The organism is Thermohalobaculum sp. (assembly GCF_058622915.1).
This window is the reverse complement of the sequence record NZ_JBZSYN010000174.1, coordinates 17918-28694: the sequence shown is the minus strand read 5'-3', so window position 1 is coordinate 28694 and position 10777 is coordinate 17918. Positions and strand designations below refer to the sequence as shown.

13 protein-coding genes are annotated in these 10777 nt (G+C 67.0%); 4 read left to right on the top strand and 9 right to left on the bottom strand.

Translation table 11 applies throughout. The features are described from left to right. Together AC32QD_RS13275 and AC32QD_RS13270 are read left to right on the top strand one after the other, a co-directional pair. Nucleotides 1–936: amidohydrolase (locus AC32QD_RS13275; protein WP_492010985.1), on the top strand; the 936-nt coding region annotated here is incomplete at its 5' end. A gap of 139 nt (nucleotides 937–1075) precedes the next feature. Continuing rightward, on the top strand, nucleotides 1076–1246 hold the full coding sequence (locus AC32QD_RS13270; protein WP_492010984.1) for a YdcH family protein: 171 nt from the start codon (nucleotides 1076–1078) through the stop codon (nucleotides 1244–1246). A gap of 53 nt (nucleotides 1247–1299) precedes the next feature. On the opposite strand, the gene AC32QD_RS13265 is transcribed toward AC32QD_RS13270, so the two are convergent. The 3 genes from AC32QD_RS13265 to AC32QD_RS13255 form a co-directional block, all read right to left on the bottom strand. Continuing rightward, nucleotides 1300–2040, bottom strand: a complete 741-nt coding sequence (locus AC32QD_RS13265) for a glutamine amidotransferase-related protein (protein WP_492010983.1) — start codon at nucleotides 2038–2040, stop codon at nucleotides 1300–1302. Between the two features lie 97 nt (nucleotides 2041–2137). Further along, nucleotides 2138–2863 carry an acetoacetyl-CoA reductase gene (phbB, locus tag AC32QD_RS13260; RefSeq protein ID WP_492010982.1) on the bottom strand — a complete coding sequence of 242 codons (726 nt, stop codon included), beginning with the start codon at nucleotides 2861–2863 and terminating at the stop codon, nucleotides 2138–2140. 63 nt (nucleotides 2864–2926) lie between these two features. Beyond that, nucleotides 2927–4102, bottom strand: coding sequence for an acetyl-CoA C-acetyltransferase (locus AC32QD_RS13255; protein WP_492010981.1), 1176 nt, complete (start codon nucleotides 4100–4102; stop codon nucleotides 2927–2929). 259 nt (nucleotides 4103–4361) lie between these two features. Here AC32QD_RS13255 and phaR point away from each other — a divergent pair, with 259 nt between their 5' ends. Further along, nucleotides 4362–4991 (top strand): polyhydroxyalkanoate synthesis repressor PhaR, encoded by a 630-nt coding sequence (gene phaR / locus AC32QD_RS13250; protein ID WP_492010980.1) that lies wholly within the window; start codon nucleotides 4362–4364, stop codon nucleotides 4989–4991. Nucleotides 4992–5004: 13 nt separating this feature from the next. Here phaR and AC32QD_RS13245 read toward each other — a convergent pair whose 3' ends face one another. Beyond that, nucleotides 5005–6237 (bottom strand): EAL domain-containing protein, encoded by a 1233-nt coding sequence (locus AC32QD_RS13245; protein WP_492010979.1) that lies wholly within the window; start codon nucleotides 6235–6237, stop codon nucleotides 5005–5007. A gap of 134 nt (nucleotides 6238–6371) precedes the next feature. Between AC32QD_RS13245 and AC32QD_RS13240 the strand changes: the two genes are divergently transcribed. Further along, entirely contained in the window at nucleotides 6372–6956 is a 585-nt protein-coding gene (locus AC32QD_RS13240) for a DNA-3-methyladenine glycosylase I (protein WP_492010978.1), read from the top strand. A gap of 3 nt (nucleotides 6957–6959) precedes the next feature. Here the strand turns inward: AC32QD_RS13240 and AC32QD_RS13235 are convergent, their stop codons facing one another. The 5 genes from AC32QD_RS13235 to AC32QD_RS13215 are packed head-to-tail and all read right to left on the bottom strand — an operon-like array spanning nucleotide 6960 to nucleotide 10774. After that, on the bottom strand, nucleotides 6960–7232 hold the full coding sequence (locus AC32QD_RS13235) for an HPr family phosphocarrier protein (protein ID WP_492010977.1): 273 nt from the start codon (nucleotides 7230–7232) through the stop codon (nucleotides 6960–6962). 10 nt (nucleotides 7233–7242) lie between these two features. Beyond that, the gene (locus tag AC32QD_RS13230) at nucleotides 7243–7650 is read right to left on the bottom strand and encodes a PTS sugar transporter subunit IIA (protein WP_492010976.1); all 408 of its coding nucleotides are present in this window, start codon (nucleotides 7648–7650) and stop codon (nucleotides 7243–7245) included. After that, nucleotides 7647–8579: an RNase adapter RapZ gene (gene rapZ / locus AC32QD_RS13225; RefSeq protein WP_492010975.1), complete on the bottom strand. Its 933-nt coding sequence runs from the start codon at nucleotides 8577–8579 to the stop codon at nucleotides 7647–7649. The genes AC32QD_RS13230 and rapZ overlap by 4 nt, the downstream gene beginning before the upstream one ends. Before the next feature lie 18 nt (nucleotides 8580–8597). After that, nucleotides 8598–9068 carry an HPr kinase/phosphorylase gene (locus AC32QD_RS13220; protein WP_492010974.1) on the bottom strand — a complete coding sequence of 157 codons (471 nt, stop codon included), beginning with the start codon at nucleotides 9066–9068 and terminating at the stop codon, nucleotides 8598–8600. Further along, the gene (locus AC32QD_RS13215; RefSeq protein ID WP_492010973.1) at nucleotides 9065–10774 is read right to left on the bottom strand and encodes a stimulus-sensing domain-containing protein; all 1710 of its coding nucleotides are present in this window, start codon (nucleotides 10772–10774) and stop codon (nucleotides 9065–9067) included. The genes AC32QD_RS13220 and AC32QD_RS13215 overlap by 4 nt, the downstream gene beginning before the upstream one ends. Nucleotides 10775–10777 lie beyond the last annotated feature (3 nt).

Sequence of the window (10777 nt, the reverse complement as noted above, 5' to 3'; positions counted from 1 at the left end):
GCGCTGCCGATCACCGAGGCGACCGGCGCGGACTATGCCTCCGAGAACGCCGGCGTGATGCACGCCTGCGGCCACGACGGACACACCACAATGCTGCTTGGCGCCGCACGCCATCTGGCGGAGACGCGGAACTTCTCTGGCACGGTCTTTTTCTGCTTTCAGCCCGCCGAGGAGGGCGGGGCCGGGGCCAAGGCGATGCTCGACGACGGCCTGTTCGACCGCTTCCGCCCGCGCGCCGTCTATGGAATGCACAACTGGCCCGGCCTGCCGCTGGGCGAATTCGCCGTGAAGGACGGGCCCGTGCTGGCGGCCGCGGGCGAGTTCACCATCACCATCGGCGGGAAGGGCGCGCATGCCGCGCGGCCGCACGAGGCCCGCGATCCGATCGTCGCCGGCGCCCAGCTCGTCACGGCCTTGCAGACGGTGGTCAGCCGGGTGGTCGACGCGCAGCAGCCCGCGGTGCTGTCGGTGACCCGATTCAGCGGCGGCACCACGCACAACGTCATCCCGGACCGCGTCGAACTGTTGGGCACGATCCGAACCTTCGACGAGGGTATCTACAGCCAGGTTCAGCACGAGATTGACCGCATCGCCGCTGGCGTCGCCAGTGCGCTCAGGGTCCGGATCGAGGTGGCTTACGGCCCGAACCCCTACCCGCCGACCGTCAACGACGCCGGCGAGGCCGACTTTGCCGAGAAGGTGCTGCGGGCGACCTTCGGTGACGCACGCGTCCGGCGCGGCCACGAGCCGACCATGGCCGGCGAGGACTTCTCGTTCCTCGCGCGCGAGGTCCCCGGCGCCTACGTGCTGATCGGCAACGGCGACAGCGCGCCGCTGCACAATTCGGCCTACAACTTTAACGACTCGCTAATCCCGCTCGGCGTCACCTACTGGACGAGCTTGGTCGAGCACGCGCTGCCAAGGCCCGCTGGCTGAGTCGCCCGTCTCCAGTGTTGATAATCCTGTGGGTAGGCTGGCCAAGCTCTTGGTCTGCGCGCAAAAGCAACTAGGTGATGACAATACGGGGAAACACTGCTGTAATTTCCCCTTTGGACAACAGCAAGGGAGGACTCCCATGAGCCTGTCGTCTCATCTCGAGCAGTTGCGCGAGAAGCACCAGACCCTCTCCCGGAAGATCGAGGAAGAGCAGAAGCGCCCCGGGAGCGACGATCTGGTGATAACGGCGATGAAACGACAGAAGCTGATGTTGAAGGAGGAGATAACCAGGCTGTCGACGCACCATTAGCGGGGCCGCGGCCCGCCGGACCGGCGCAAGCGCCGATCGATATTCCGGCGGCGTCAGTCGGCGTGAGCGGGGTGTTCGGCCTCGCGCAGATAGGCGGTGATCCAGGTCGCGACCTGGCCCGAATCAACAGGCCGGCCGAGGGTACGCAGCGCCGCCTCGCCGATCTCGCGCGGGATCACGTCCCCGGTGCGCAGGGTAACAAGATCGCGCATGAAATCGACGCTGTACTCCGGATGCGCCTGCACGGATATGGCGTCGGGCCGCTCGGGGTCGCCGTAGGCGAGGATTGCGAATTCGCAGAACGGGCTGCTGGCGAGCACCGCAGCGTCCTGGGGAATTTCCACCACCTGGTCCTGATGCAGCGCGTGGAGGGCGATACGGTCCGGTGCCGCCTCCATCCAGCCGGGTCGACGGAGCACCTCGTATTCGTGTACGCCGACCCCCCAGCCCTTCTCGGACTTAATCGCCCGGCCCCCGAAGGCCTCCGCGAGGATCTGGTGGCCAAAGCAGATGCCGACGATCGGCCGCCCGACGTCGCGCGCCGCACACAGGAACGCCCTGAGCGGCGCGATCCAGGGCAGGTCGTCATAGACCCCGTGACGCGAGCCCGTGATGAGCCAGGCGTCGCAGGCGCGCGGGTCTTGCGGCACCTCGCCGTCCACAGTGCGGTAGGCGCGGAATCCCAGCGCCGGATCGGCGCGGCGTAGCAACGTCTCGAAAATCGACGGGTAATCGCCGAATCGGACCCTGAGCGCGTCGTTCACGTGGCCCGCCTCGATGATGCCTATTCGCATTGCTGCCTCTCGCTGTCCCCCGCGCTGCCCGCTACATAGGAAGCCCCGGCCGGCGCCGTTAGAGGCGCCAGCCCGGGATTATCTCCTGCGCGCCGGCTCAGGCGAAGTACTGCCCGCCATTCGCCGAGATGGTCGCGCCGGTGACGAAGCCCGCACCGTCCGAGGCGAGGAAGACCACGCAGCGCGCGATCTCCTCGGGCTCGCCCAGGCGTCCCACAGGAATTTGCGGGATGATGCGCTCGTTCAGCACCTTCTCGTCGATGGCGCGCACCATCTCGGTTCCGATATAGCCGGGGCACACGGCATTTACGGTGATGCCGGCCCGCGCCCCTTCCTGCGCCAGCGCCTTGGTGAAGCCGATGTCGCCGGCCTTCGAGGCCGAGTAGTTCACCTGCCCCGCCTGACCCTTCTGCCCGTTGATCGAGGAGATGTTGACGATGCGACCGAACTTGGCCTCGCGCATCTTCGGCCAGACCGGGTGGGTCATGTTGAAAAGACCGCTCAGGTTGGTCGAGATCACCTCGTTCCACTGCTCGGGCGTCATCCTGTGGAACATGGCGTCCCGGGTGATGCCGGCATTGTTCACCAGCACCTCGATCGGACCGAGCTCGGCCTCGACCTTGGCAATGCCGTCGACGCAGGCCTGGTAGTCGGCAACCGACCACTTGAAAACGGGAATGCCCGTCTCCTCCCTGAACTTGTTCGCCGTCTCGTCATTGCCGGCATAGTTGGCGGCCACCTTGTAGCCTTCGGCTTTCAGCGCCTTGGCGATGGCGGCGCCGATGCCGCGCGTGCCGCCGGTGACCAGTGCTACCCGTGCCATGGAATCCTCCCTCGTTTGTGAAATGCAAAGCCGAGCAGGCCAACCGGCCCGCTCGCTTCAGTGTCAGGCGCGCTCGACGCACACGGCAACGCCCATGCCGCCGCCGATGCACAGCGTCGCCAGACCGCGCTTGGCCCCGCGGCGCTTCATCTCGAACAGCAGCGTGTTCAGGATGCGCGCACCCGAGGCGCCGATCGGGTGGCCGATGGCGATCGCCCCGCCGTTGACGTTGACGATGTCGGGGTTCCATCCAAGGTCCTTGTTGACCGCGCAGGCCTGCGCGGCGAAAGCCTCGTTGGCCTCGACGAGATCGAGGTCGTCGATCTTCCATCCCGCCTTCTCCAGCGCCTTGCGGCTCGCCGGGATCGGACCGGTTCCCATGATCGCCGGGTCGACGCCGGCGGTGGCGTAGCTGACGATCCGGGCCAGGGGCTCGATGCCGCGGCGCTCGGCCTCCTCGGCCGTCATCAGCAGCGTGACCGCGGCGCCATCGTTGATGCCGGAGGCGTTGCCGGCGGTTACCGTGCCGTCCTTGTCGAAGGCCGGGCGCAGCTTGGCCATGGTCTCCATCGAGGCATCGTGGCGGATGTACTCGTCCTTGTCGACGACGACATCGCCCTTGCGCGTCTTGACGGTGATCGGCGTGATCTCGTCCTCGAACCGGCCCGCCTTCTGGGCCGCCGAGGCCTTCTGCTGGCTGGCCAGCGCGAAGCGGTCCTGCTCCTCGCGCGACAGCTGCCACTTGCGGGCGACGTTCTCGGCGGTGTTGCCCATGTGGTAGCCGTTGAACGCGTCCCACAGGCCGTCGCGGATCATCGTATCGATGAACTTAACGTCGCCCATCTTGGTGCCAGTACGCAGATGCGCGCAGTGCGTCGAGCACGACATCGACTCCTGGCCGCCGGCGACCACGACCGCTGCGTCGCCAAGGGCGATGTGCTGTGCGCCGAGCGCCACCGCGCGCAGTCCCGATCCGCAGACCTGGTTGATGCCCCAGGCAACGCTCTCGACAGGCAGTCCGGCGGCGATGTGGGCCTGGCGGGCGGGGTTCATGCCCTGACCCGCGGTGAGCACTTGCCCCAGGATGGTCTCGCTGACCTCCCCCGGCTCGACGCCCGCTCGCTCGAGAGCGGCCCGGATGGCGAGCGAGCCGAGCTCGTGCGCGGGCATGCTGGCAAGGGCTCCGTTGAAGGTGCCGACCGGCGTGCGGGCAGCCGAGGCGATGACGACATTGGTCATTGGATCTCCTCTCTTGGTCCTGTGGCGAGTCGCCCGGATTTGGTTGCCTCCTATGTCTCACGGCGCGCGCCCGTCTGCAATGCGTCGGATTGCTGCGGCGCAGCATGGCGGGCCGCACGCGGGGCGGCGACAGCACCGGTCGCCCTCGCCCGGCGAAGTCCGTTTCGCATATGCAAAATTGCGATTGCGCTGCGGCACCGCGAATGCAACATAATGGAGCCGATCCGGTCCGGGGCCGTGAGGAAGGGAGAGCAAAATCGTGACTGCACGTGACCGCGGCAACGAAAGCGCCGAAGGCTCGGAGAAGATCGTCATCAAGAAATACGCCAACCGCCGGCTCTACAACACGGCGAAGAGCAGCTACGTGACGCTCGAGGATCTGGCGCAGATGGTCCGTGCCGGCCAGGATTTCGCGGTTTATGACGCCAAGAGCGGCGAGGACATCACGCGTTCGGTCCTGACCCAGATCATCTTCGAGGAAGAGGCCAAGGGGCAGAGCATGCTGCCCACCACCTTCCTGCGCCAGATCATCAGTCTCTATGGCGACGCGTTGCAGGCGGTCGTGCCGAGCTACCTCGAGGCATCGATGAAGACCTTCGGCCAGAACCAGGAAAGCATGCGCCAGGCCTTCGGCGGAGCGCAGGCCATGGCCAATCTCGAGACGCTGACGCGAAGCAACATGCAGTGGTTCGAGCAGGCGCTGCGCATGTTCTCCCCCTTCGGTGCCGCCGGCGCAACGGGTGGCGGCACGCAGGCGCAGGGACCGCAGTCGCAGTCGCGACCGGAGCCGGCAAAACCCTCCGGGGTGGACGAGAACCTGGACCGGCTGCAGCGCCAGATTCGCGAAATGCAGGCACAGCTCGACCGGATCAGCCGGGACAAGAAGTGAACGATCCGCGGCACTAAAATCCGTTCACCACAACCGGGTCGGGCATCGATTGCGGCGTCAACACCAGCCCCGGCGAGCCGAAATAGTAGCCTTGGAAGAATTCGACGCCCAGGTCGCGGAGTATGCGCGCCTGCACCGCAGTCTCGACGAACTCCGCCACGGTCATCATCTCGAAATGCTGTCCGATTTCGACCAGCTTCGAGATGAGAAAGCGGTGATCGGGGTTGGTGGCGACGTTTGCGATGAAGCTGCCATCGATCTTGAGGATATCGAAGCGGAACTCCCTCAGGCTCGCCAGAGACGTGTTGCCGATGCCGAAATCGTCGAGCGCGAAGGCCACTCCCTTGTGACGAAGCGGATTCATGAAGCCAAGGGTGCGCTCGGGGTCAAGCATCGAGGCGGTTTCCGTGATCTCGACGATCAGGCGCTCGGCCAAAGACGGGTCGTGCCGGGTCCCCTCGTCGAACAAGATCCGCCACTGGGCGTCCTGCATGGTCTGCGGGGAAATGTTGATCGACAGGCGTGTGCCGGGGTGGCGTCGCAGCGTCTCCAGGGCAAGGACCAGGACCTGACGGTCGATCATCGGCGCCAGGCCGAGCCGCTCCATCTCGGGCAGGAATTTTCCGGCGGCCACCGGATCCCCGTCGGTGCCGCGAACGCGGACCAGACATTCGTGGAAGGCCGCACGGTTGGTGCCCGAAGCCCGGACGACCGGCTGAAAGGCGATCATGAAGTCTCGCTCGCGGAGCGCTCCCATCGCGAGTCTGGCCGCGGCGACGCTGCGCTCGCGCTCGGCCAATCCGGCGCCGCCCTCGGGCGCGAAGCATATGCAGCCGATGCCCGAGGCCAATGCCTCACCATGCGCGCGGCGCGCGGCCGCGAGCTGCGCCTTCGGGTCCGCGTATTCGCCGAGAGCGCAACCGGCCGACACGGTCACGGCGACCGCCCCGTGCGAGGTGGCGATCAGATCCTGCGCGACGGAGATTTGCAGCCGCGCGACCAAAGCGCTTGCCGCCGTGCGGTCCGGGCCGGCCAAGGTGATGGCGAGGTAGCGCTGGCCGATGCGGCGCAACGTGCCGGCTCCGCCAAGGGCGCGGGAGATGCGGCGCTCGATCGCTTCCATGACCTCTTCGACGATCTCCTCGCCGAGCAGGTCCTCGAGCGCGCGAAGATTGTCCGGACCGATCAGAATCAGCGAAGGTTGCCTGGCGCTCGCGTGCAGCGGCCTGCGATTCCCTCGAAACATCCGCGTCTCCGCCTCACTTGCCCCTGAAGCCAAGATCGCCTCGCGTCGGGGCGGAACAACCTTCCAATTTGTTCCATGATTGTTCTAAATAACCTCTTAACAGTCTGCGGACGGAGTTTCTTCAAGGCACGAGCATGGCCGAGCGATGCACATGGTGCGGCACCGATCCCCTCTATGTCGCCTACCATGACCGGGAATGGGGCCGGCCCGAGACGGACGGCCGGGCGCTGTTCGAGAAGCTCGTGCTCGACGGCTTCCAGGCTGGCCTGAGCTGGATCACGATCCTGAGGAAGCGGGAGAACTTTCGGGCGGCGCTCGAGCGCTTCGATCCGGAGCGTCTGGCACGCTGGAGCCAGGCGGATGTGGCTCGGGCGCTGGCAGATCCGGGTATCGTGCGCCATCGCGGCAAGATCGAAGCCGCCATCAGCAATGCCCGGGCGTGGATCGAGGTCGAGTCGGACCAAGGATTCAGCCGCTTTCTCTGGCAGTTCGTCGATTTCAGACCCGGGCAGAATAGTTGGGAATGCGCAGCCCAGGTTCCGGCGCAGACCGCGCTTTCGCGCGACATGTCGCTGGCTCTCAAGGCGCGCGGATTCCGGTTCTGCGGGCCGACAATCGTCTACGCCTTCGCTCAGGCGGTCGGCATGGTGAACGATCATGTCGCGACCTGCCCGCAGCATGGCGAATGCGCCGCCGAGGCCAGGCGCCTCGCCTGGTAGGCGCTAGCTCTCCTCGCCAAACCGGGCTGCGACGAGATCCACCAGGGCGTCCATCAGCGCCGCCGCCTCCGGGCCCTCGGCGCTGACGACGATGCTCGAGCCCGGCCCCGCCGCCAGCATCAGCAGCCCCATGATCGAGTCCCCCGCGACGGTCTGGCCATCGCGGGTAACGCTTGCCGCGGCATCGAAGCGTTCCACCGTCTCGACGAAGCGGGCCGAGGCGCGGGCGTGCAGTCCCTTGGCGTTCACGATCGTCAGGCTTCGGACGAGCGGCATGGGCGCACGCTCAGCGCTCGCGTGAGGGGTCGAGAATGCGCGAGGCCGCATCGATGTACTTGTGGCCGGCATCGAGCGCGGCCCGAACCGCCTGGTCAAGCGGGCGATCGCGCGTCTTCGCCAGCTTGACGAGGAGGGGCAGATTGGCACCGCAGATCACTTCGATGCCGGGGCCGTTGATGGCGCCGAAGGCAAGATTGGACGGCGAGCCGCCGAACATGTCGGTGATCAGCACGACGCCGTCCCCGGAGTTCGCCTCGACGACGAGCCGGTTGATCTCGGCCTGCCGCACATGCAGGTCGTCATTCGCCTCGACCGCGATAGCATGGGCGTTTTCCAGCGGACCGACCACATGCTGGGTTGCCTCCAGCAGGGCGCGCGCAAGTGACCCGTGCGCCACGATGATCAGACCTATCATGCGCTGCCGCCCTCGCTGGCTGATGCGCGAGCGAGCTCGATCTCACGGTGCCGCAGGCTTATCGGCCATCCCGCGTGACGCAGCTGCGCCGCCAGGAGCTCCCCGATCACCACGGATCGGTGCCGCCCGCCCGTGCAGCCCAGCGCCACGCAGAAATAGGCCTTGCCTTCCGCCTTGTAGGCCGGCAGCAGCATCAATACCAACTCGCTCAGCTTCCCGAAGAAGTCCGGGAACAGCGGATCCTCCCGCACGAAAGCCTGTATAGCCGGGTCCCGCCCGTCAAGCCCCCTCAGCGAGGAGTCCCAGTAGGGATTCCGCAGGAACCGGCAGTCGAGCACCATGTCGGCGTCGACGGGGGCACCCCTCTTGTAGGAGAAGGAATGAACGCCGACCACCATGCCGGTGGCCACCTGGGGCGAGAAGCGCGCCGCGATCTCGGCTTTCAGGGCGTGCGGAGTCAGCTCGCTGGTGTCGATGACCGCGTCGGCGCGGGCGCGCACCTCGGCCAGGATGTCGCGCTCGCGGGCGATGCCCGCGGCTACGTCCTCGCGCGGCGCCAGGGGATGGCGGCGGCGGGTCTGGTTGAACCGAGCGACCAGCGTCTCGTCGCTGCAATCGAGGAAGAGAAGCAGCGCACCGACGGCCGGACGCAGGCGAAGCCGGTCGACCAGCCCCGTCAGGGCCCGCGTGGAGAAGCCGCGCGTCCGTGTCTCTACGCCGATCGCGATCGGGCGGGCCTCGGCCTCGCCCGCCTTCACGAGCCTTTCCACCAGCGCCAGGGGAAAATTGTTCAGCGCCTCGAAGCCCAGATCCTCAAGAGCGTTGATCGTCGTGGTGCGTCCGGCGCCGGACATGCCAGTGACGATCACGACGATCTGCCCGGAACGCGCCTCGGAAGCGGGAACGGCCTTGACGCCGGCGGACCCCATGACTGTGACTCTCCCGGCCTACCCGCTACCGGCGAAGCACTCCGGCCCCGGCCACTCCCGTGCCTGCAGGAGGCAGGTCAGGGCCGCCGCCAAACCCGACTTTCCCTTGCACAGAAAGACCGGGCAGGCAATGCCCCACAGCGTGCGATGCCGCGGGTCGGGCAGGCGTGAGGGCGCCGCCTCGTCCAGGTCGGCGATCAGCGCCAGCGCGACTCCCGCCCTTGCGGGCAGGCGAGCCAGTCCGAAGCCCCGCACCTCGACCAGTCCGGCAATGCCGGGCGGGGCGGACAACCTGAGTTGACCTGTGCGATCACGTTCGGCGACGACGCGATCGTCCGCGACGAGATCGGCGCCGAGCGCAATCATCTCCAGCGCCAATGTGGTCTTGCCGGTTCCGGCGGCGCCGCTGATCAAGAGCCCGCGCTCGCCGACGGCAACGGCGCTGGCGTGCAGTGTGCCGCCATCGCGTGCGGCGTGCTTGCGCGTCACCCCGGCAGCTCCACCACGAAGCGGGCGCCTTGCGCCGGCGCCTCGCGCGGCGCGCCGGCCGGCCGGATGTTCTCGGCCCAGATTCTGCCGCCATGGGCCTCGACGATCTGCTTCGATATGCTCAGACCGAGGCCCGAGTGGGTGCCGAATACCTCCTCGGAGGGCCGCTCGCTGTAGAAGCGCTCGAAGATCGAAGTAAGGTTCTCTTCCGGAATTCCGGGCCCCTGATCCTCCACCGTGATCCGAATGTCCGCCTGCGGCAGCCGCGTGGCGGCTACCGTGATCGTGCCGCCGTCGGGCGTGAAGGAAAGCGCGTTGTCGAGCAGGTTCGTCACGACCTGGGCAATCCGGACCTCGAGGCCCCGCGCCATGATCCGCTGCTCGGGCAGAACGGCCACGACATCGACATTGCGCCCGCGTCCCTGGTCGCGGATCATCTCGGCAAGCGCCCGGATCAGCTCACCCAGATCGAAGGTCGTCATGCGCTCGCGCACCAGTTCGGCATCCAGCCGCGACGCATTCGAGATGTCGGTCACCAGCCGGTCCAGCCGCGCGACGTCCTTCTTGATCACATCCATCAGGCGCTGCTGCTGCTCGGGGGTGCGCGCGAACTCCATGGTCTCGACGGCGGAACGCATCGAGGTCAGGGGATTCTTGATCTCGTGCGCCACGTCCGCGGCGAAGGCTTCGATCGCCTCGATGCGACCGTAGAGCGCACGCGTCATCCGGATCAAAGCCGCCGAGAGATCGCCGATCTCGTCGGTCCGGTTGGTCAGATCGGGGATCTCGATCCGTGCCGGGTTGAGAGGCCGAACCACGGCGCTTCCATCCGGATCCGCCGCCCGCGCCAGTTTTCTGATCGGGCTCGCGATCGTGTTGGCCAGCAGCACCGAGAGGGCGACGCTGACAAGCGTCGCGATCACGAACACCTGCAGAATGACAATGCGCTCGTCGCGCACGATGCCATTGATGTCCTCGCCCTCGGTCGACAGCACCAGCACGCCCAGAACCGACTTGAATCGCCGCACCGGCAACGCGACCGAGACGATCAGCTCGCCCCGGCTGTTGATGCGCACCGCGTGGCTGATCCGCCCTTGTGCCGCCTCGATGATCTCGCGGTCGTGGCTTATGCCCGCTGTCGGCACTTCGGAATAGAGCGGCGGCTTCGCACGGAACAGCTGGACAAAGGCGTTATAGGCCTGCTCGAGCTTGCCGACCAGGCGGTTCTCGCCGCTGGCCACCGGCGAGGCGATCGGCATCTGGTCGATCGGGGGGCCGGACGGGGCCAGGCTTCGGGTGTCGCCCGTCAAGCGTAGCTGGCGGTCATAGAGGCGCGCCCGAACTCCCGTCGGCTGCGACAGCCGGATCAGCACGTGGTTCGCCCGCACCGGGTCGTAGCGCGTCTGGCCGGGTCCGAGCCCCGAGGTCTCGGCGATGGTGATCGCGATGATCTCGCCCTCGGTGCGCAGCGCCTGGACCCGCATCTCGATCAGTCCCGACCGGAACTGGTTCAGATACATGACGCCGACCACCAGCAGCGCCAACCCGATCAGGTTGAAGGAAATGATGCGCCGCTGCAGCGACGAGAACGGCGCCGACCTCTTCAGTCCCTGGATGATCCGTTCACGTGCGGAAGCCGGCCGCGGTCGGGCGTCGAGGCCGACGAGCCGCGCTCCGCCGGCAGTATGGACATGTCCTCCTTCCAAGTG

Bases quoted from the DNA above. Each gene is read 5' to 3' on its own strand.
- AC32QD_RS13240 (WP_492010978.1), top strand. From the start codon at position 6,372: ATGGCCGAGCGATGCACATGGTGCGGCACCGATCCCCTCTATGTCGCC.
- AC32QD_RS13265 (WP_492010983.1), bottom strand. From the start codon at position 2,040: ATGCGAATAGGCATCATCGAGGCGGGCCACGTGAACGACGCGCTCAGG.
- AC32QD_RS13235 (WP_492010977.1), bottom strand. From the start codon at position 7,232: ATGCCGCTCGTCCGAAGCCTGACGATCGTGAACGCCAAGGGACTGCAC.
- rapZ (WP_492010975.1), bottom strand. From the start codon at position 8,579: ATGGGGTCCGCCGGCGTCAAGGCCGTTCCCGCTTCCGAGGCGCGTTCC.
- AC32QD_RS13230 (WP_492010976.1), bottom strand. From the start codon at position 7,650: ATGATAGGTCTGATCATCGTGGCGCACGGGTCACTTGCGCGCGCCCTG.
- phbB (WP_492010982.1), bottom strand. From the start codon at position 2,863: ATGGCACGGGTAGCACTGGTCACCGGCGGCACGCGCGGCATCGGCGCC.
- AC32QD_RS13255 (WP_492010981.1), bottom strand. From the start codon at position 4,102: ATGACCAATGTCGTCATCGCCTCGGCTGCCCGCACGCCGGTCGGCACC.
- AC32QD_RS13270 (WP_492010984.1), top strand. From the start codon at position 1,076: ATGAGCCTGTCGTCTCATCTCGAGCAGTTGCGCGAGAAGCACCAGACC.
- AC32QD_RS13245 (WP_492010979.1), bottom strand. From the start codon at position 6,237: ATGTTTCGAGGGAATCGCAGGCCGCTGCACGCGAGCGCCAGGCAACCT.